The following is a 20,801-nucleotide window of genomic DNA, read 5'->3' on the forward strand; positions in this document are numbered from 1 at the left end:
GCGTTGCCGCAGCATGGTTTTGCCGATTTTCCGGCCGTTGGCCGCGTGCTAGGGTCGGCAAATTGCTGCGAAATGAGGCAGTCTTTTTGGATATCCGGCTGAGACGATGGAGCCTGCCGGCCGCGATTGTCGCGGCCTTGATGCTGTTGCTTCAGTCGGCGCTCGGCGCCTTCGCCTTTGGCGCCCCTGCGCAGCTCGACGCCTTCGGCAACGTCATCTGCACCCATGAAGGAGCGGCCAATCTGCCGGGCGGCGATCCGTACCAGCAGCACATGCCGGACTGCTGTTCGCTTGGCTGCAGCATGGTTTCGCCGGCGCATCTGCCGCCGCCGGACGCCGGCGCGCTGGCCGGAACGCGGGTCTTCGAGCCGGTCGCCTTTCTGGCTCCGGCTTTCCGGCATCTCGATTTTGCCCGCGACCGCTCCCCGGCCAATCCGCGCGCGCCGCCGGCGGGGATCTGACGAGACCCGCAGAACCTTTCGCGGGTGCCTTCATCCAACGATCGGACTGCTCGCGGCCGCAAGACGGCGCGAGTGCACATTTATGGAGTTACCCATGTCCAATTTTGTTCCCGCAGTGCGTGCGCATGCCCGTGGCGATGCGTTTGCGCGCAGCTTTGAATATCGCCTCGGCCTCGCCGTATTGGCGTTTCTTCTCCTGTTTGCTTGCGTTCCCGGCGCCATCGCGCATGAATTCAAGGCGGGCGACCTCGAGATCGGGCATCCGTGGTCGCGCGCGACGCCGCCCGGCGCCAAGGTGGCCGGCGGCTATTTCACCGTGACCAACAAGGGCAGCGCGCCGGACCGGCTGCTGTCGATTTCCTCCGACGTTTCCGACAAGGCCGAGCTGCATGAAATGGGAGTCAAGGACGGCGTCATGACCATGCGGCCGGTCACCGGCGGGCTCGAAATCCCCGCCGGCGGCAAGGTGGCGCTGAAGCCGGGTGGCTATCACCTGATGTTCGTCGGGCTCAAGCGGCAACCCAAGAAAGGCGAGATGTTCGCTGCGACGCTGACCTTCGAAAAAGCCGGTGCAGTCAAGGTCGAATTTGCTGTGCAAGGCATGGATAGCCTGCCGCCTCAGGACGATGACTGAGCGGACCGGCAACCAGGATTCCAAGAGGGACCAGATGAACAAGTTTATTTTGGCGGCGGGTGCGCTTCTCGTCCTGGGACCGACCCAGGCCTTTGCGCATATCACGCTCGAGACCCAGGAAGCGGCCGTCGGCTCGATCTACAAGGCCGTCTTGCGCGTACCGCATGGCTGCGCCGGCAAGGCGACCACCGCCGTGCGGGTGCAGATCCCGGAAGGCGTGATTTCGGTCAAGCCGATGCCGAAGCCCGGCTGGACGCTGCAGACCAAGCAGGGCAGATACGACAAGTCCTACCAGCTCTATGGCGAAACGCTGACCACCGGTATCAAGGAGGTCGACTGGAGCGGCGGCAATCTGCCGGACGAATTCTACGACGAGTTCGTCTTCCGTGCCTCGCTGGCGGCAGAGCTGCCGGCCGGCCAGATGCTCTATTTCCCGGTGGTGCAGGAATGCGGCGATGCCGCCGAGCGTTGGATTGAAATTCCGGCGGCAGGCCAGGATGCGGATGCGCTCGAAAATCCTGCGCCCGGCATCAAGCTGCTGCCGAAGAAGTAAATTCCCGGCGGCGCGCTTCATGCGGGCCGCCGCTTTCGTCACGATGGTATGAACGCAGCATCTTCCCGATCGATAGTCCGCAGGAGTGGCGCGAGCCTCAAGCTGATTGGCGGCGGCCTGCTCGCCGCTTTCGTGCTGACCGCGGTCCTGCTTCTGCCGGGCCGCGCCTTGGCGCACGCGGCGCTGGTCGCGACCGATCCGGCCGATGGCGCCGTGCTGGCGCAAAGTCCGGCCCGGTTCTCGCTGACCTTCAGCGAGCCGGTCTCGCCGCTGGTGCTCACCCTGGTGCGGCCGGACGGCAGCCAGCTTGCGCTGACCTCCTTCCGGCTCAACGAGCAGACCGTCGAGATCGACAATCCGGAAACGCTCAAAGCCGGCACCCATGTGCTGAGCTGGCGTGTGATCTCGGTCGACGGCCATCCGGTCGGCGGCTCGGCGCTGTTTTCCATCGGCGCGCCGAGCACGCCGCCTGTGGCGGGCGAAACAGTCGATTGGACGCTGCGCAGCGCAATCTGGATCGGCAAGCTCTTTCTTTATGCCGGCCTCTTGCTGGGCGTCGGCGGCGCCTTTTCACTCGCCTGGATGGCCGAGGATCAGCACGGTGGTCGACGTTTCGTTATCGCCGCGATCCTGGGCGGGCTGATTGCCGCGCTGCTGTCTCTCGGCTTTCAGGGGCTCGACGCGCTTGGTGCACCGCTTGTCCGGTTCGCGGAGCCGGTGATCTGGGCGACGGCGCTCGGCACCAGCTTCGGCTGGACGGTGCTGATTGCGCTGATTGCGCTCGGGCTCGGTCTGCTGTCGCTGGTCGTCCCGCGCGCAAATGCGAAGCCGCTCGCCATTGCCGGGCTCGCAGGCGTCGGCGCGGCACTTGCGGCCAGCGGGCATGCCAGCGCAGCCGAGCCGCAATGGCTGATGCGGCCTTCGGTGTTCCTGCACGGCACGGCCATCGCCTTCTGGTCCGGCGCATTGGCGCCGCTCGGCCTTGCCCTGCGGCATCAGCCGGCCGAAGCGCGCGCCTTCCTGCGCCGATTTTCGCACGCGATCCTGCCTGTCGTGGCCGTGCTTGTCGCGAGCGGGACCGTGCTCGCAATCATTCAGGTGCAGACGCTGCCGGCGCTGGTCCATACGGCCTATGGCCGCCTGCTGCTGCTGAAACTGGTTCTGCTGCTCTTCCTGTTCACGCTCGCCGCCGTCAATCGCTGGACACTGACCATGCCGGCTGAGGCCGGCGACACCGAAGTGCAGCGGCGGCTGGTGCGTTCCATCCGTATTGAAGTCCTGATCGTGCTCGCCATCTTCGGCGTCACCGCCGGCTGGCGCTTCACGCCGCCGCCGCGGGCGCTGGCGATCGCCGCAGCGCAGCCGGTGTCGATCCACATCCACACGCTGAAGGCGATGGCCGATCTCAGCATCATCCCCGGCCATGCCGGCCAGGTCGCCGCCTCGATGGTCATCATGAGCGGCGATTTCGGCCCGCTCGACGCCAAGCAGGTGACGCTGGTGCTGTCGAAGCCGGATTCCGGCATCGAGCCGATCAAACGGCCTGCGACCAAGCCCGGCGACGGCACCTGGCGCGTCGACAACCTCGTCATCCCGCTTCCCGGCCGCTGGACGGCGCGGCTCGACATCCTGGTGACGGATTTCGAGATGGTGAAGATCGAGGCTCCGATCGAGATCAGATCGGACTGACCTGAGATCTCAGGACGCCATGGGTTGCGTCACAATTCTGCAAGGCGGTTGACGCCGCCGTGAAGGGCCGTCAATCATCACGGGAAGAATGGGCATCGCTACAAAAGCGGCTCTAACAAAGTCCGAAAGCAGGGAAGAAACGATGGAAAAAGCCGAAATCGGCCTGATCGGCCTTGGGACGATGGGCTCCAACCTGGCGCTCAACATCGCCGAGCATGGGCACCGCATCGCCGTCTTCAACCGCACGGCCGCACGCACCGACGCCTTCGTCGAGAGCGCCGGCGCGCTGAAGGACATGGTCGTGCCCTGCCGCAGCCTGGAGGAACTCGCCGCCGCCATCCGGCCGCCGCGACCGATCATCATCATGGTGCTGGCCGGCAAGCCCGTCGACGAGCAGATCGAAGCGTTGCGAGGCGTGCTGTCGGCCAACGACATCGTCATCGATGCCGGCAACGCCAATTTCCGCGACACGATGCGGCGCTTTTCCGAGCTTTCAGACTCCGGCCTGACCTTCATCGGCATGGGCGTCTCGGGCGGCGAGGAAGGCGCGCGCCACGGGCCTTCGATCATGGTCGGCGGCACCGAAGACTCCTGGAAGCGGGTCGAAGACGTGCTGACGGCGATTTCCGCCAAGTTCAAGGACGAGCCTTGCGCCGCCTGGCTCGGCACCGACGGCGCCGGCCATTTCGTCAAAACCATCCACAACGGTATCGAATATGCCGACATGCAGATGATCGCCGAAATCTACGGCATCCTGCGCGATGGGCTCGGCATGGCGCCGAAGGAGATCGGCGCGGTCTTCGAAGGCTGGAACAAGGGCCGGCTCAATTCGTATCTGATCGAGATCACCGCCAAGGTGCTGGCCGCCGACGATCCGAAGACCGGCAAGCCGGTGGTAGACATCATCCTCGACCGCGCCGGCCAGAAAGGCACCGGCAAATGGTCGGTGATCGAGGCGCAGCAACTTGGCATCCCGGCGACGGCGATCGAGGCGGCGGTCGCGGCGCGCGTGCTGTCGTCGATCAAGGACGAGCGGCAGGCGGCCGAAAAGGCCTATGGCAATATCGGCGTGACGAAGATTGCCGGCGACAAGCCGGCACTGCTGAAGGACCTGGAACTGGCGCTGTTCGCCGGCAAGATCGCCGCTTATGCGCAAGGGTTTGCGGTGATGAGCGGCGCCTCGAAGGAGTTCAGCTGGAACCTGCCGATGCCGACGATCGCCAAGATCTGGCGCGCCGGCTGCATCATCCGCTCGCAGATGCTGGACACGATGGCGGAAGCGCTCGGCGCGGGCAACGCGGCTGTCAATCTTTTGATGGCGCCGGCTTTTATCGCCATGATGCAGGAAGCGCATCCATCGCTGCGGCGCATCGTGGCGCGGGCCTCCGAGGCCGGCTCGCCGGTGCCGGCGCTGTCTTCGGCGCTCGCCTATTTCGACAGCTACCGCCAGGGGCGCGGCACCTCGAACCTGATCCAGGCGCAGCGCGATTTCTTCGGCGCGCATGGGTTCGAGCGCATCGGCGAGCAAGGGGCGTTCCATGGACCGTGGGGCAGCCGGGCGGGCTAGGCTTGGGTCGCGTCAGGTCGTCGGGCGTCTCTCGCGTCGTCATCCTAGGGCGGAGCAAGGAGCGAAGCGACGCGCGCAGACCCTAGGATCCATGCCGTTACATTTAAGACATTGCGGCGGTTACAGAATTCTGCACCGTTACACTTCCGGCAGAGGTTACGGCATGGATCCTCGGGTCAAGCCCGAGGATGACGAAGCTGAGGGGCCTCGGCCAATCTCCAGCGTCGAGCAGACGATCTTCTAGAGGGCAATCGTTGGCCGGCAACCAGAGCTACCCCCGATAGGGCAACACCTCGCCCGGCGCGCTGAGCGACTGCAGCGAGCCGGGCGCGGCGCCGCCGATCCAGCCGAGCACCGCGCGGGCGAGCTCGGAGCCGGCGAGCCTAAAATTCTCGTTGACGACCAGCAGTTCTCGCCGGAACAGATGCAGCAGTTCCGACGACTGTTTCGAGACCACGTCGACGTCGCGGCCGAGCTTCAGGCCGGCATCCTCGATGCCGGCGACGACGGCGAGCGTGGCGGCGGCGGCGCTACTGACGATGCCGTCCGGACGATTGTCGCGGCGCATCAACTGCGCGGTCCGCGTCCTGATCTGCTCGATTGTGTGGTCGATCGAAACGGTGTTGAACGGCACCTCCGAGGCGCCGACGTCGCTCAGCGCGTCGGCAAAGCCGTTCACCGTGTGGCCGTAATAGGTGAGGCCGACCGGCGGCGTGACCAGAGCGAGCCGGCGCCGGCCCATGCCGGCGAGATGGCGCACCGCTTCGCCGGCGAAGGCGTAGTTGTCGAAGTCATGATAGGGATGCACCAGCCCCATGTCGGTGCGGCCATGCGTGGCGAAGGGAATGCCGCGTTCCAGCATATAACGAGCGCGCGGGTCGTTGGGCTGGGTGCGTGAAAAGATGACGCCATCGGCCGAGCCGGTCTCGACCAGATAGCGTACGGGATCGAGCGGGTCTTGCGAGCGCGAATAGGGTGTGACGATCAGGTGATAAGGCGTGTCGGCAATGACTTCGGTGACTCCGTAGATAATATCCGAGACGAAGCTCATCAGCTCATGCTCGGTGTTCAGAACCAGGCTGATGACATTGGTCTTGCCCGTCCTCAGCCTGACGCCGGCGCGGTTCGGCCGGTAGCCGATCTGCTTGGCGACGAGCTGGACGCGCCGCCTGGTCTCGGCGCCGATCTCGGGCGCATCCTTGAGCGCGCGCGACACCGTGGTGACGCCGAGCCCGGTCATGAAGGCGAGCGTCTTCAGCGTCGGCCGTTCCCTGGCCGACGTCTCGTCGTCCTTCTCGATTCGTCGTCTATCCATTCGTCCCGCCCGTCAGGCGCATAGCAGCCGCGAGGACGGCCGGCAATCATGCAATATCGACTTTGCACGCTCTGCCGGCCGCCGCGGGGCTTCAATATACTGAAACGTTACAGGTTGCCAACGCCAACCCATCGTCAGCGATCGAGAGGCAGTCGGGGGCCGGCTCGCACTGCCAGGCAAAGCCACTGATTCAAATAGAATCTTCGCCGACTATGAGCCCTGGCGCCGATTTTGCCCACCCGGCGGCGATTAGGATATTCCCGGGACGTGAATTTGTTCACGGCTCGAAAAAAGCTCCCTCTGCATTTGTTCGAGGGTTGCGCATGCCGGCCAATTGACGTATCGAAAATCTGTAACGTTTCAGATTCTGGGAGGAGCCGAAATGCGATACAAATTCCTGACCGCCGCCTTTGCGGCGACGGTGGCCTTGAACTTCGCCGGGCCGGCGGCCGCGACCGATCTGGAGGTCACCCATTGGTGGACTTCGGGCGGCGAGGCGGCAGCGGTGGCGGAACTCGCCAAGGCGTTCGACGCGACGGGCAATCACTGGGTCGACGGCGCCATCGCCGGCTCCGGCGGCACGGCGCGCCCGATCATGATCAGCCGCATCACCGGCGGCGACCCTATGGGCGCCACCCAGTTCAATCACGGCCGCCAGGCGGAGGAGCTGGTTCAGGCCGGCCTGATGCGCGACCTCACCGACATCGCCACCAAGGGCAAGTGGACGGAAATCGTGCGGCCGAAGAGCCTGCTCGACAGCTGCACCATCGACGGCAAGATCTATTGCGTGCCCGTCAACATCCATTCCTGGCAGTGGCTCTGGCTGTCGAACGAGGCTTTCAAGAAGGCCGGCGTGCCGACGCCGAAGGACTGGAATGAGTTCGTGGCGGCCGCTCCGGCGCTCGAAAAGGCCGGCATCATCCCGCTCGCAGTCGGCGGGCAGCCCTGGCAGGCATCGGGCGCTTTCGACGTGCTGCTAGCGGCGGTCGGCGGCTCGGACGCCTTCCTCAAGGTCTACAAGAACAAGGACGCCACATTCGCGGCCGGGCCCGAGATCGCCAAGGTATTCAAGGCCGCCGACGACGCCCGCAAGATGGCCAAGAACACCAACGTGCAGGACTGGAACCAGGCAACCAACCTGGTCATCACCGGCAAGGCCGGCGGCCAGATCATGGGCGACTGGGCGCAGGGCGAGTTCCAGGTCGCCGGCAAGACCGCCGGCAAGGACTACACCTGTCTTCCCGGCCTCGGCCTGAACGAGGTCATCGCAACCGGCGGCGACGCCTTCTACTTCCCACTGCTCAAGGATGCCGACAAGTCCAAGGCGCAGGAGGTGCTGGCCCAGACGCTGCTCGATCCGAAGACACAGGTCGCCTTCAACCTCAAGAAGGGCTCGCTGCCGGTGCGCGGCGACGTCGACCTCAACACGGCCAACGACTGCATGAAGAAGGGCCTCGCCATCCTCGCCAAGGGTGCAGTCATCCCGTGGACGGACCAGCTGCTGTCGCAGGACAGCCAGAAGCAGAAGGAGGATCTGTTCTCCGAATTCTTCGCCAAGCCCGACATGACGCTCGAAGAGGCGCAGAAGCGCTTCGCCGCCATCATCGCTTCCGCCGACTGACGACAGACGGTCCTCCCGGCTCCCGGCCCCGCTCCCGCGGGGCCGGGAGTGTGCCGCCCTTACCCGTTTCCGTCCGGCTGCCGAGATGAGCAAGAGCAATCGCCCCAATCAGCTTTTCCGCAACCTCAATGCGAAGATCGCATCGATCCCGATGATCCTGACGGCATTGGTGGTGTTCGTCGGTGGAACTGCCTGGACGGTGCTCTATTCCTTCACCAATTCGAAGCTTTTGCCGCGGCTGCACTTCGTCGGGCTCGACCAGTATTACCGGCTGTGGGCGACACCGCGCTGGTTGGTCTCGATCGAGAACCTTTTGATCTACGGCGTGATCTCGCTGGTGTTCTCGCTGGTGATCGGCTTTCTCCTCGCCGCGCTGCTCGACCAGAAGATCCGCTTCGAGGATACGTTCCGTACCATTTTCCTCTACCCGTTCGCACTGTCCTTCATCGTCACCGGCCTTGTCTGGCAGTGGCTGCTCAATCCCGACTTCGGCATCCAGCACGTCGTGCGGGACCTCGGCTGGACGAGCTTCAGCTTCGATCCGCTCTATAATTCCAGCATCGTCATCTACGGCATTTCGATCGCCGCGCTCTGGCAAGGCACGGGGCTGATCATGTGCCTGATGCTGGCCGGACTGCGCGGCATCGACGAGGACATCTGGAAGGCGGCGCGGGTTGACGGCATACCCACCTGGAAAACCTATCTCTTTATCATCATCCCGATGATGCGGCCGGTCTTCATCACCACGCTGGTCATCATCGCCGCCGGCATTGTCAAGGTCTACGACCTGGTGGTCGCCCAGACCAGCGGCGGGCCGGGCATCGCTTCCGAAGTGCCGGCAAAATACGTCTACGACTATATGTTCTTCGCCCAGAATCTCGGCCAGGGTTTTGCCGCCTCGACCATGATGCTGCTCTCGGTGGTGATCGTCATCGTGCCGTGGGCCTATCTCGAATTCGGAGGCGGCAAGCGTGGCTGAGATTGCCGTCTCCCCACCCGCCACCGTGGATGCATCGCGGCACGAAGCCACGGGGCCGAGCGGGCCGAAGCCGCGGCACGTGCTGTCGCGCCGCAACATCTTTCTCTACGGCACGCTCATCGTGATGGCGCTCTATTATCTGCTGCCGCTCTACGTGATGATCGTTACGTCGCTGAAAGGCATGCCCGAGATCCGTCTCGGCAACATCTTCTCGCCGCCGCTGGAGATCACCTTCGAGCCCTGGGTCAAGGCGTGGTCGCAGGCCTGCACAGGCCTCAATTGCGACGGGCTCTCGCGCGGCTTCTGGAACTCCGTGCGCATCACCGTACCATCGGTGCTGCTATCGATCGCCATCGCCTCGGTGAACGGCTATGCGCTCGCCAATTGGCGCTTCAAGGGCGCCGACACCTTCTTCATCATCCTGATCGTCGGCGCCTTCATCCCCTATCAGGTGATGATCTATCCGATCGTCATCATCCTGCGCGAGATCGGCCTCTATGGCAGCCTCACCGGCCTGGTCATCGTGCATTCCATCTTTGGCATGCCGATCCTGACGCTTTTGTTCCGCAACTATTTCACCTCGATGCCGGAAGAGTTGTTCCGCGCGGCGCGCGTCGACGGCGCAGGCTTCTGGGGCATCTATCTGCGCATCATGCTGCCGATGTCGCTGCCGATCTTCGTCGTCGCCATCATCCTGCAGGTGACCGGCATCTGGAACGACTTCCTGTTCGGCGTCGTCTACACGCGTCCCGATACCTATCCCATGACGGTGCAGCTCAACAACATCGTCAATTCGGTGCAGGGCGTGAAGGAATACAACGTCAACATGGCCGCCACCATCCTGACCGGCCTTGTTCCGCTCATCGTCTACTTCATTTCGGGCAAGCTTTTCGTGCGCGGCATCGCCGCCGGCGCGGTGAAAGGGTGATGATGGCAGCAGTCGCCAATCCCAGCGTCTCGATCCAGGACCTGTCGCTCAATTTCGGCGTGATGTCGGTGCTGAAGACGCTCAATCTGGACGTCGCCGAGGGCGAGTTCGTCGTGCTGCTCGGGCCGTCCGGCTGCGGCAAGTCGACCTTGCTCAACTGCATTGCCGGACTGCTCGATATTTCGGAAGGCCGCATCTTCATCAAGGGCAAGAACGTCACCTGGGAGGAGCCGAAGGACCGCGGCATCGGCATGGTGTTCCAGTCCTACGCGCTCTATCCGCAGATGACAGTGGAGAAGAACCTTTCTTTCGGCCTGCGCGTTGCCGGCGTGGCCAAGGACGAGATCGCCAAACGCATCGCGCGCGCCGCCGAGATCCTGCAGATCGAGCCGCTGTTGCAGCGCAAGCCCTCGGCGCTTTCCGGCGGCCAGCGCCAGCGCGTGGCGATCGGCCGGGCGCTGGTGCGCGACGTCGACGTCTTCCTGTTCGACGAGCCGCTCTCCAATCTCGACGCCAAGCTGCGCGCGGAACTGCGCGTCGAGATCAAGCTGCTGCACCGCAAGCTCGAAAACACCATGATCTACGTCACCCACGACCAGATCGAGGCGATGACGCTTGCCGACCGCATCGCGGTAATGAAGGGCGGCGTCATCCAGCAGCTCGATGCGCCGCAGGTGATCTACAACCGTCCGGTCAACCGTTTCGTCGCCGGCTTTCTCGGCTCGCCGGCAATGAATTTTCTCGACGGCCAGCTGGAAAACGCCGATGGCGGCTGGCGCTTCGTCGCCGACGGTCTGAAAATTCCGCTCGACACCTATAATTTCGACCGGCAGCCGCAACCCGGACCAGCCGTATTCGGCATCAGGCCCGAGCATGTGAGTCTGAACAGCGGCGCTGGCTGGCCGTTCTCGGCGGCCAGCAAAGTCGAAGTGGTCGAGCCGATGGGCTCCGACACACTGGTCTGGCTGAAGCTTGCCCAACAGAAATTCAGCGTCCGCGTCACCTCCGAGCGCACGCCCAGGAACGATGAGGCGGTGACCATCGGCTTCGATCCGATGCGCGCCTCGCTCTTCGACGCCCAGAGCGGCAACCGCCTTTGACTTCACAACAGAAACGGACAGACAGATGAACTGGTCATTCCAACTTTACAGCGCGCGCAACTTCCTGCCGTGGGAGGGTGTGCTGAAAACGCTCGGCGAACTCGGCTACGGGCAAGTCGAGGGTTTTGGCGGCGTCTATGCCGATCCGAAGGCGTTCCGCGCCGAGCTCGACAAGAACGGGCTTGCGATGCCGACCGGGCACTTTTCCATCGAGGCGCTTGAAAAGGATTTCGGCGGCGTGCGCAAGACGGCCGACGCGCTCGGCATAACACTGCTGATCTGCCCCTACCTCATGCCCGATTCCAGGCCGTCCGATGCCGCCGGCTGGCGCGACTTCGGCGAGCGGCTTGCGAAGGTCGGCGATACAGCGAAGAATGCCGGCTACGGCTTTGCCTGGCACAACCATGATTTCGAATTCAAGGCGCTCGCCGACGGCTCGCTGCCGCAGGATCATATCCTGTCCGCCGCACCCGACATCGGCTGGGAGATGGACGTCGCCTGGGTGATCCGCGGCGGCGCCGATCCGCTGCCCTGGATCGAGAAGCACGGCAAGCGCATTGTCGCCGTCCATGTCAAGGATATCGCCAAGCCGGGCGAGGGGCTGGACGAGGACGGCTGGTCGGATGTCGGCCACGGCACCATCGACTGGCCCGGCCTGATCGAGGCGTTCCGCGCCAACAGCGCCGCCAAATATTTCGTCATGGAGCAGGACAATCCCAACGATGTCGGGCGCTTTGCCCGGCGCTCGATCGCGGCAGCCAAGAGCTGGTAGGAGCAATCAAAATGGCAAGCAAACTTGGCATCGGCGTCATCGGCTGCGGCAACATCTCGAAGGCGTATTTTTCGCTGGCGCCGCTGTTTCGTGGCATCAAGATGCGCGCCTGCGCGGACATCAACATGGACGCCGCGGAGGCAAGGGCGAAGGAGTTCAAGATACGCGCTGAGACAGTCAACGAAATCCTCAAGGACGACGAGATCGACATCATCGTCAACCTGACCGTTCCTGCGGTGCATTACGAAGTCTCGAAAGTGGCGCTCGAGGCCGGCAAGCACGTCTATTCGGAAAAGCCCTTCGTGCTCTCGGTCAAGGAAGGGCTCGACCTGAAAAGCCGAGCGCAGAAGAAAGGCCTGCGCATCGGCTCGGCGCCGGACACCTTTTTCGGCGGCGCGCACCAGCTGGTGCGTGAGCTGATCGACAGCGGCAAGCTCGGCAAGATCACCAGCGGCACCTGCCATGTGATGGGCCACGGTATGGAGCACTGGCATCCCAATCCCGACTTCTTCTTCCAGCCGGGCGCCGGCCCGGTGCTCGACATCGGGCCATACTACGTCACCAACCTGATCCAGCTGATCGGACCGGTCAGCCGGGTGGCGGCCTTCGCCACGACCCCGGCCAAAGAGCGGACGATCTCGTCGAAACCGCGCGCGGGCGAAAAAATCCCGGTCAACACGCCGACCACCATCCATGCGCTGCTGGAGTTCGAGAACGGCGCGGTGATCACGCTCAACACCAGCTGGGACGTCTGGAGCCACGGCCACGCGCCGATGGAACTCTACGGCGAGGCCGGCACCGTCTTCGTGCCGGATCCGAACTTCTTCGGCGGCGAGGTGAGCTTCACCGATGCCGCCAAACCGGTCAAGAAGCTGCCCAAATGGCGCCATCCGTTCGGCGTGCCGAACGAGATGCATGGACATGGCATGATGGCCAACTACCGCACCGCCGGCCTTGCCGACATGGCGATCGCGATCGCGGAGGGACGGCCGCACCGCTGCTCGATGGAGCTGGCGCTGCATGCCGTGGATGTCATGACCGGCATCCTGCGCTCCGGCGAAAGCGGCAAGTTCGTGCAGATGCAGACGACCTGCGAACGGCCGGCCGCGCTCGGCGTCAAAGAGGCGAAGGCGCTGTTGGCCAAGAAGAAGTAGGTCCAGGAAAGCTTCTATTTTGGCAAGCCTCTCCCCGTCCGGGCGGGGAGAGGCTAAAGGGTGGGACGCCGGGCCGGTTCATTGCCTATGCGGTGATGGCGCCCGATCCGTTTTGAGATTCGAGGATTTCCCATGCCCTATGTCGCCGCCGAAAACCGCTACGAAAGCATGATCTATAACCGCTGTGGGCGGTCCGGCCTGAAGCTGCCGGCTATCTCGCTCGGGCTGTGGCACAATTTCGGCAACGACACGCCGCACAGGGCCAAGCAGGCGATCGTGTGCAAGGCGTTCGACCTCGGCATCACGCATTTCGACCTCGCCAACAATTACGGCCCGCCGCCCGGCTCGGCCGAGACCGCCTTCGGCGAGATCCTGCGCAGCGATTTCGCCGGCTACCGCGATGAGCTGATCATCTCGACCAAGGCCGGTTACGAGATGTGGGCCGGTCCCTACGGCGAATGGGGCAGTCGCAAATACATGCTCGCCAGCCTCGACCAGAGCCTGAAGCGGATGGGGCTCGACTATGTCGACATCTTCTATTCGCACCGCTTCGATCCGGAGACGCCGCTGGAAGAGACCATGGGCGCGCTCGATCACGCGGTGCGCTCGGGCAAGGCGCTCTATGCTGGCATCTCCTCCTACAATTCGCAGCGCACGCGCGAGGCGGCCGATATTCTGAAGCACCTCGGCACGCCGTGTCTGATCCACCAGCCGAGCTATTCGATGCTCAACCGCTGGGTCGAGGAGGACGGGCTGCTCGACGCGCTGGAGGGGCTCGGCATCGGCTCGATCGTGTTCTCGCCGCTGGCGCAAGGCATGCTGACCGACAAATATCTCGGCGGCATCCCCGAAGGCAGCCGCGCCAGCCAGGGCAAGTCGCTGAGGCCGGCCTTCATCAACGACCAGTCGATCGCCAACATCCAGGCGCTCAACGCCATCGCCGGCCGGCGCGGCCAGACGCTGGCGCAGATGGCGCTGGCCTGGGTGCTGCGCAAAGGCCGGGTGACGACGGCGCTGATCGGCGCCAGCCGGCCGGAGCAGGTGGAGGATTGCGTCGGCGCGCTGAAGACGCTCGAGTTCAGCGATGCCGAGCTTGCCGAGATCGACACCTATGCGCGCGAGGCCGACATCAATCTCTGGGCGACTTCCGCCGAGCGTAAAGGTCCGGCGCGGAAGTAACGCTTAGCCGACGAACCATCCGCCCTTGCTCACGCCTGAGTTGTGAACCTACGGAAGCAGTGGCAAAATCGATGGTTCGTCGCTATGTCAGTGGAGTTGAAGCATTCGCATACGGAAATCGCATGCGAATGGGGCCACGACCGGACAAAAGCAATGACGGCAAGGAATGCGCTGACGAAGAACCAGCTGTGCGTGCTCGAAAAACTCGAGGCCGCCAGCGGGCCGCTCAGCGCCTATACGTTGCTCGACCAGCTGCGCGAGCGCGGCTTTCGCGCGCCGCTGCAGGTCTATCGTGCGCTCGACACGCTGGTGAAGTCCGGCTTCGTGCACAGGCTTGAAAGCCTCAACTCCTTCGTCGCCTGCGCCGAGCCGCACGACCACAGCCATTCGATGACCGCGTTCGCCATCTGCGACAATTGCGGCCAGGTGACCGAAATGTCGGATCATGATGTCGATCACCGACTGAACGAATGGGTGCGCTCGACCGGCTTTGCCGCCAAGAAGGCGGTGATCGAGTTTCGCGGAACGTGCGCCAAGTGCCGGGCTGAAGCAGCGTAGGCTTTCGCTTCGTCATCCTCGGGTCTTCGCCGCGTCGCTTCGCTCCTTGCTCCGCCCGTGGATGACGAACGAACGTAAGGCGCTCAGTGCGCCTCGTCCCAATTGTCCGCCGCCCGCGCGTCGACATGCAGCGGCACCGACATCGAGACCGCCGGCATCGGCGCGTGCTCCATCACACGGCGCACGACCGGTATGGTCGCCTCGACTTCCGCTTCCACCGTCTCGAAGATCAGCTCGTCATGCACTTGTAAGAGCATGCGGGCCGAGAGCTTCGCCTCGTCCAGCGCCTCTTCCATATGGACCATGGCGCGGCGGATGATGTCGGCGGCAGTGCCTTGCAGCCTGGCGTTGATCGAGGCTCGCTCGTTGAAGGCGCGGATCGAGGGATTGGAGGACCTTATCTCCGGATAGTGGATGCGGCGACCGAAGATGGTCTCGACGAAGCCGTTCTCGCGCGCATAGGCCTTGGTTTCATCGATATAGTCGCGAATGCCGGGGAAGCGCTCGAAATAGCGCTTGATGTAGGCGCTCGCTTCCTCGCGCGGGATCGACAGCTGGTTGGCGAGGCCGAAGGCCGAGATGCCGTAGATGATGCCGAAATTGATCGCCTTGGCGCGCCGGCGCACTTCCGAGGGCATGCCCGCCACCGGCACGTTGAACATTTCGGACGCGGTGATGGCATGGATGTCGGCGCCGTCGGCGAAGGCCTGCTTGAGCTGCGGGATTTCGGCAACATGGGCAAGCACGCGCAATTCGATCTGGCTGTAGTCGGCCGAAACCAGTTTGTGGCCTTTTTCGGCGATGAAGGCGGTCCTGATCTTGCGGCCTTCGGCCGTGCGCACCGGGATGTTCTGCAGATTGGGGTCGGAGGACGACAGCCGCCCCGTCGTCGTCGCGGCCAGCGCGTAGGAGGTGTGGACACGGTTGGTGCCCGGATTGATGAAGCCGGGCAGCGCGTCGGTATAGGTCGATTTCAGCTTGGTGAGCTGGCGCCAGTCGACGATCTTGCGCGGCAATTCATGGCCTTCGGCGGCAAGGTCTTCCAGGAGCTGCGCCGAGGTCGACCATTGGCCGGTCTTGGTCTTGGAGCCGCCCGGCAGGCCCATGCGCCCGAACAATATATCGCCCAGCTGCTTGGGCGAGCCGATGTTGATGCGCTCGCCGACAATCCCGTAGATTTCTTCCTCGACACGGGCGGCGCCTTGCGCCAGCTCGCCCGACAGTCGGGAGAGGATCTGCCGGTCGACCGAGATGCCGCGCTGCTCCATGCGGGCGAGCACCGGCACCAGCGGCCGTTCCAGCCGCTCATAGACGGAAACCAGGCCCTTGGCGGCGAGCCTGGGCTTCAGCACCTGCCAGAGCTGCAGCGTTATGTCGGCCTGCCCGGCGGCGTAGGCGGTGGCGCGATCGATATCGACCTGGTCGAAACCGACGGCGCTCCTTCCAGACCCCGCAAGTTCTTTCTTCGAAGCCGGCGCATGGCCCAACCATTTCTCGGAGAGTCCAGCCAGATCGTGATGACCGACCGTGCCGGCGTCGAGCACGTAAGAGATCAGCATGGTGTCGTCGAACGGGCCGACCTCGATGCCGTGGCGGCTCATCACGACGATGTCGTATTTCATGTCCTGAACGATTTTGAGGACCGACCTGTCCTCCAGCAGCGGCTTCAGCAGCGCCAGCGCCTCGCGGACGGGGATCTGGTCCGCCAGCATGCCGCCGCCAAGCAGGTCGCCATTGCCGCTCTTGTGGGCGAGCGGCAGATAGGCGGCGCGGCCCGGCGCGATCGCCATGGAAAGGCCGATCAGGTCGGCCTGCATCGGGTGGTCGCTCGAAGTGGTCTCGGCGTCGAAGGCAAGAATGCCGGCTTCCTTCGCCTCGGCGATCCAACCCTTCAGCGCCGCCACGTCGCGAATGGCGACATAGGCAGACGTGTCGATCTTGCGAGCGGCGGCATGTTCCAGCCGCAGCGCCGACAACAGGGAAGGGGTGTCGCCCTGCGGCGGCGCGTCCTCGCCCCTGATGGCCGGCTTTGCGGCGCCGTTCGAGCTGGGCGCAGCCTGCCTCTGTGCCGGTGGCGCGCCGGCGCCGACATCGGGGCCATGCGCGGTATCGGCGCGCTCGATGGTGACGGCGGCGGCCTGGACGCCGCCGATCTCGGTTCCCGTCGCTTCGGCGACACGCCGGGTCAGCGTCGTGAACTCCATCGTCTTCAAAAAGCCGATCAGCTTCGGCCCGTCCGGCGCATGCAGCACCAAATCGTCCAGCCCTTCCTTCAGCGGCACGTCGTTCTTCAGCGTCACCAGCTGGCGCGAGATGCGCGCCTTGTCGGCATTGGCGATGATGGTTTCGCGACGCTTCTCCTGCTTGATCTCGGAGGCGCGTGCCAGCAGCCCGTCAAGATCGCCGTACTGTTCCAGAAGCTGCGCCGCCGTCTTCGGGCCGATACCGGGCACGCCAGGAACATTGTCGACCGAGTCGCCGGTCAGCGCCTGCAGGTCGATCATCTTTTCCGGCGGCACGCCCCATTTCTCGATCACTTCGGGAACGCCGATCTGGCGATCCTTCATCGGGTCGTACATCGCAACGGTCGGGCCCACCAGCTGCATCAGGTCCTTGTCGGAAGAGATGATGGTGGTGTCGGCGCCGACCTCGCAGGCGAGCCGGCAATAGGTGGCGATGATGTCGTCGGCTTCGAAACCCTCCGTCTCGATGCAAGGCACGTTGAAGGCCGCCGTCGCCTGACGGATCAGGCCAAATTGCGGGATGAGGTCTTCCGGCGGCGCCGAGCGGTTGGCCTTGTATTCGGGATAGAGATCGCTGCGGAAGGTCTTTGACGAATAATCGAAGATGACGGCGAAATGCGTCGGCACAATGCCTACATCGGTGTTGCGGGCGTCCTGCATCAGCTTCCACACCATGTTGCAGAAGCCCAGAACGGCGCTGGTCGGCAGGCCGTCGGATTTGCGGTTGAGCGGCGGCAGCGCATGGTAGGCGCGGAAAATGTAGCCGGAGCCGTCGACAAGGAAGAGATGATCGCCTTTTTTCATGCCGGCAGGGATAGCGCGGCCAAGCTTCGCGGTCCATGCTAAAGGCTTCAGAAAACACCGGTTCCGGCAACACCCTGACAGACGCTGTCCAGGCCAAATCCTGCCGCTCACGGGCATGTTACAAAAGTGTAATTCTTGTGCCCTTGAATCGCCACGTTCAAGGACCCAAATAAATCTCATCGGCAGTTTTTTCGCCGAAGTCCGGTGCAAGGCCCGTCCCCCGCCTATACCGGGCAACTGCGGCAGCCTATCCCCCCTCTCCGGGCTGCCGCATCATTTCGAGTAAAGACCGCCGTGGTTCCCCCTCCACCACGGCGGTTCTTTTTTGCCTATTCGCAATGCCTTGCCATCCTTGGTCCAACGATCGCGGCTTTTCGTTTTTGGTCCAGCCCTTTAGGGTCTGTCCAAAACCCGAAAGGCCAAAAGATGTCCAGAATTTCTCCCGTCCTCGACCGTCTCGACCAGAATCTCGACCAGAGCCTGGAGCGGCTTTTCGGCCTGCTCGGCATCAGGTCGATCTCCACCGATCCCGCCTACGCCGCCGACTGCCGCAAGGGTGCCGAATGGCTGGTCGGCGAGCTCAAGCTGATCGGCTTCGACGCAAGCATACGCGACACACCCGGCCATCCGATGGTGGTGGCGCATCATGACGGGCCGGCGGGCGCGCCGCACGTGCTGTTCTACGGCCATTACGACGTGCAGCCGGTCGATCCGATCGAGCTCTGGGAGAACGATCCGTTCGCGCCGTCGATCAAGGAAATCGAACCAGGCCGCAAGGTGATCACCGGGCGCGGCTCGGCTGACGACAAGGGGCAGCTGATGACTTTCGTCGAAGCCTGCCGGGCCTGGAAGCAGGTGCATGGCAATCTGCCTTGCCAGATCACTATCCTGTTCGAGGGCGAGGAAGAATCCGGCTCGCCGTCGCTGAAGCCGTTCCTCGAAGCCAATGCCGACGAGCTGAAAGCCGATTTCGCGCTGGTCTGCGACACCGGCATGTGGAACCGCGAGACGCCGTCGATCTGCGTATCGCTGCGCGGCATGGTCGGCGAGGAAGTCACCGTCAAGGCCGCAAATCGCGACCTGCATTCCGGCCTCTATGGCGGCGCGGCCGCCAACCCGATCCGCATCCTGGCGAGGATCCTGGCAGACATCCACGACGAGGACGGCCATATCACCATCCCGGGTTTCTATGACGGCGTCGAGGAAACGCCCTCGCAAGTGCTGAAATCCTGGGAGACGCTCGGCGAAACCGCCGAAACCTTCCTCGGCCCGGTCGGCCTGTCCATTCCCGCGGGCGAAAAGGGCCGTTCGGTGCTCGAGCTGACCTGGGCCCGGCCAACGGCGGAATTCAACGGCATCATCGGCGGCTATACCGGCAAAGGCTTCAAGACTGTGATCGCCGCGGAAGCCTCGGCCAAGGTGTCCTTCCGCCTCGTCCATAAGCAGGACCCGAAGAAGATCCGCGCCGCCTTCCAGGCTTTCGTGCGCGAGCGCATTCCGGCCGACTGCTCGGTCGAATTCCATCCGCATGGCGGCTCGCCAGCGATCCAGCTTTCCTATGACTCGCCGTTCCTGACCAAGGCCAAGGACGCGCTCTCGGATGAATGGGAAAAGCAGGCCGTCACCACCGGCGGCGGCGGTTCTATTCCCGTGGTCGGCGACTTCCAGACCTATCTCGGCATGGAATCGCTGCTTGTCGGCTTCGGCCTCGACGACGACCGCATCCATTCGCCCAACGAGAAATACGAGCTGACCTCCTTCCACAAGGGACAGCGCTCCTGGGCACGCATTCTCGACGCGCTGACGCGCTGAAGACAAGTTTCTGTTGATTTTTCCGCCGATCGCGGCGAGGACGGGTTAACTGCGCAACGCGCCGCAGCCTGCTCGCGCATCCCTCGCGATGTGCGGCGTCGCGGCCGCGACCGGAGAAGAAAATGAGCGATATACGTTTCCACAAGAACGACCTGCCCGACCTCGCCCGCTACAATGTAACGGCAGTCGCTATCGATACGGAAACGCTGGGGCTCAACCCGCATCGCGACCGGCTCTGCGTGGTGCAGATATCGCCAGGCGATGGCACCGCCGACGTCGTCCAGATCGCGCCGGGCCAGAGGGAGGCGCCGAATCTCGTCAGCCTCCTGCGAAACGACAGCGTCACCAAGCTGTTTCACTACGGCCGCTTCGATATCGCCGTGCTCTACCACGCGTTCGGCGTGATGGCGCAGCCGATCTTCTGCACCAAGATCGCCTCGCGGCTGACGCGCACCTATACCGACCGGCATGGGCTGAAGGATCTCTGCAACGAACTGCTCGGCATCGGCCTGTCGAAGGCGCAGCAATCGTCCGACTGGGCGGCCGAAACATTATCGCCCGAACAGCTCGAATATGCCGCTTCCGACGTGCTTTACCTGCACCGGCTGCGCGAGGTGCTTGCCGCGCGGCTGGCGCGCGAAGATCGGACGAACGAGGCAGAGGCCTGCTTCCGCTTCCTGCCGACGCGCGCCAGGCTCGACCTGATGGGCTGGGCCGAGGAAGACATCTTCGCCCACAGCTGACGGAACCCAGGAAACCGCACGGCGTTCCTGCCGGTCCCATGGAGGAGTGAAATGGCAGAGCGAAAGCCGATAGCGAGCGCGCCGAAAGACGGCTCCAAGGTCACGGTCATGTGGAAGGACAGCGACGGGGTTGTCAACGAATCCGTCGCGCAGTTCCGGGACAATGGCTGGTGGGTCTACGTCGACAGCGACACGCAGAAGAAGGTCGATCCGACCAGCTGGCGGCCGGCCTCTGACGATGACGACCAATAGCTCCACCATCGGTTTCGAAGCTCGGTCGCAACAAGGGGGCACAATGCGACAGAACATGCTCTATCTCATCATCGGCGCGCTGGCCGTCGTGGTTGTCGCGCTCGGCATCTATGTCTATCGCGAGCACACCAGGCCGAAAGGCGTGGAGCTCAAGATCGACGACAAGGGCATTTCGATCCAGCAGAATTGAGCAAGGTCGACCAGCCGAAGACAGGCCGGGTGCAGGGGGCTCGACTGAATCTGCAAGACGACATCGCGCCGGGAGGATTTCGGCCGGAAATACAAGGGCTGCGCGGTCTGGCCGTCGCCTTTTGTGGTGATCTTCCATATCCGGCCGGCAGCTCTTCCCGGCGGCTATGTCGGCGTCGACATCTGGCGCCGTATCTTGCGAAGGCCGCGGGTCTATGAGCCTGCTTATGCTTCACGCCGCTGAACCG

General features: G+C 63.8%; 19 protein-coding genes. 17 read left to right on the forward strand and 2 right to left on the reverse strand.

Annotated elements, in window-relative coordinates; all coding sequences use genetic code 11:
• Positions 1-113: 113 nt before the first annotated feature.
• The 5 genes from FJ974_RS07855 to gndA all read left to right on the forward strand — a co-directional run bounded on the left by FJ974_RS07855 (position 114) and on the right by gndA (position 4,904).
• Positions 114-461: a hypothetical protein gene (locus tag FJ974_RS07855; protein WP_140536463.1), complete on the forward strand. Its 348-nt coding sequence runs from the start codon at positions 114-116 to the stop codon at positions 459-461.
• A 94-nt stretch (positions 462-555) separates the two neighbouring features.
• Entirely contained in the window at positions 556-1,095 is a 540-nt protein-coding gene (locus FJ974_RS07860; RefSeq protein WP_140536310.1) for a copper chaperone PCu(A)C, read from the forward strand.
• A gap of 34 nt (positions 1,096-1,129) precedes the next feature.
• The gene (locus tag FJ974_RS07865) at positions 1,130-1,648 is read left to right on the forward strand and encodes a YcnI family protein (protein ID WP_140536313.1); all 519 of its coding nucleotides are present in this window, start codon (positions 1,130-1,132) and stop codon (positions 1,646-1,648) included.
• A 48-nt stretch (positions 1,649-1,696) separates the two neighbouring features.
• Entirely contained in the window at positions 1,697-3,337 is a 1,641-nt protein-coding gene (locus tag FJ974_RS07870; RefSeq protein WP_140536316.1) for a copper resistance CopC/CopD family protein, read from the forward strand.
• Between the two features lie 142 nt (positions 3,338-3,479).
• A complete protein-coding gene (gndA, locus tag FJ974_RS07875) occupies positions 3,480-4,904 on the forward strand; it encodes an NADP-dependent phosphogluconate dehydrogenase (protein ID WP_140536319.1) in 1,425 nt (474 codons plus the stop codon).
• Between the two features lie 271 nt (positions 4,905-5,175).
• Here the strand turns inward: gndA and FJ974_RS07880 are convergent, their stop codons facing one another.
• Positions 5,176-6,219, reverse strand: a complete 1,044-nt coding sequence (locus tag FJ974_RS07880; RefSeq protein ID WP_140536322.1) for a LacI family transcriptional regulator — start codon at positions 6,217-6,219, stop codon at positions 5,176-5,178.
• A gap of 382 nt (positions 6,220-6,601) precedes the next feature.
• Between FJ974_RS07880 and FJ974_RS07885 the strand changes: the two genes are divergently transcribed.
• From FJ974_RS07885 to FJ974_RS07920, 8 genes are all read left to right on the forward strand, one after another.
• A complete protein-coding gene (locus FJ974_RS07885) occupies positions 6,602-7,840 on the forward strand; it encodes an ABC transporter substrate-binding protein (protein WP_140536324.1) in 1,239 nt (412 codons plus the stop codon).
• 85 nt (positions 7,841-7,925) lie between these two features.
• Complete coding sequence (locus FJ974_RS07890; RefSeq protein WP_140536327.1) at positions 7,926-8,819, forward strand: carbohydrate ABC transporter permease; 894 nt, start codon at positions 7,926-7,928, stop codon at positions 8,817-8,819.
• The gene (locus tag FJ974_RS07895; protein WP_140536329.1) at positions 8,812-9,747 is read left to right on the forward strand and encodes a carbohydrate ABC transporter permease; all 936 of its coding nucleotides are present in this window, start codon (positions 8,812-8,814) and stop codon (positions 9,745-9,747) included. The genes FJ974_RS07890 and FJ974_RS07895 overlap by 8 nt, the downstream gene beginning before the upstream one ends.
• A 2-nt stretch (positions 9,748-9,749) precedes the next feature.
• On the forward strand, positions 9,750-10,847 hold the full coding sequence (locus FJ974_RS07900) for an ABC transporter ATP-binding protein (RefSeq protein WP_140536465.1): 1,098 nt from the start codon (positions 9,750-9,752) through the stop codon (positions 10,845-10,847).
• Positions 10,848-10,872: 25 nt separating this feature from the next.
• Complete coding sequence (locus FJ974_RS07905) at positions 10,873-11,619, forward strand: sugar phosphate isomerase/epimerase family protein (protein WP_140536332.1); 747 nt, start codon at positions 10,873-10,875, stop codon at positions 11,617-11,619.
• Between the two features lie 11 nt (positions 11,620-11,630).
• Positions 11,631-12,773, forward strand: coding sequence for a Gfo/Idh/MocA family protein (locus FJ974_RS07910; RefSeq protein ID WP_140536334.1), 1,143 nt, complete (start codon positions 11,631-11,633; stop codon positions 12,771-12,773).
• 132 nt (positions 12,774-12,905) lie between these two features.
• Positions 12,906-13,952, forward strand: coding sequence for an L-glyceraldehyde 3-phosphate reductase (gene mgrA, locus FJ974_RS07915; protein WP_140536337.1), 1,047 nt, complete (start codon positions 12,906-12,908; stop codon positions 13,950-13,952).
• Positions 13,953-14,105: 153 nt separating this feature from the next.
• Entirely contained in the window at positions 14,106-14,510 is a 405-nt protein-coding gene (locus FJ974_RS07920) for a Fur family transcriptional regulator (RefSeq protein WP_140536340.1), read from the forward strand.
• An 83-nt stretch (positions 14,511-14,593) separates the two neighbouring features.
• On the opposite strand, the gene polA is transcribed toward FJ974_RS07920, so the two are convergent.
• Positions 14,594-17,557, reverse strand: coding sequence for a DNA polymerase I (gene polA / locus FJ974_RS07925; RefSeq protein ID WP_140536342.1), 2,964 nt, complete (start codon positions 17,555-17,557; stop codon positions 14,594-14,596).
• A gap of 426 nt (positions 17,558-17,983) precedes the next feature.
• Here polA and FJ974_RS07930 point away from each other — a divergent pair, with 426 nt between their 5' ends.
• The 4 genes from FJ974_RS07930 (at position 17,984) to FJ974_RS07945 (ending at position 20,554) form a co-directional block, all read left to right on the forward strand.
• Positions 17,984-19,369 (forward strand): M20/M25/M40 family metallo-hydrolase, encoded by a 1,386-nt coding sequence (locus FJ974_RS07930; RefSeq protein WP_140536345.1) that lies wholly within the window; start codon positions 17,984-17,986, stop codon positions 19,367-19,369.
• Positions 19,370-19,491: 122 nt separating this feature from the next.
• Positions 19,492-20,112: a ribonuclease D gene (locus FJ974_RS07935; protein ID WP_140536347.1), complete on the forward strand. Its 621-nt coding sequence runs from the start codon at positions 19,492-19,494 to the stop codon at positions 20,110-20,112.
• Positions 20,113-20,163: 51 nt separating this feature from the next.
• Positions 20,164-20,364, forward strand: coding sequence for a hypothetical protein (locus tag FJ974_RS07940; RefSeq protein ID WP_140536350.1), 201 nt, complete (start codon positions 20,164-20,166; stop codon positions 20,362-20,364).
• 43 nt (positions 20,365-20,407) lie between these two features.
• Positions 20,408-20,554 carry a hypothetical protein gene (locus tag FJ974_RS07945; protein WP_140536352.1) on the forward strand — a complete coding sequence of 49 codons (147 nt, stop codon included), beginning with the start codon at positions 20,408-20,410 and terminating at the stop codon, positions 20,552-20,554.
• The last annotated feature ends 247 nt before the right edge of the window (positions 20,555-20,801 follow it).

Origin of the sequence: Mesorhizobium sp. B1-1-8 (genome assembly GCF_006442795.2) — a bacterium.
In the GTDB taxonomy this organism is placed as follows: domain Bacteria; phylum Pseudomonadota; class Alphaproteobacteria; order Rhizobiales; family Rhizobiaceae; genus Mesorhizobium.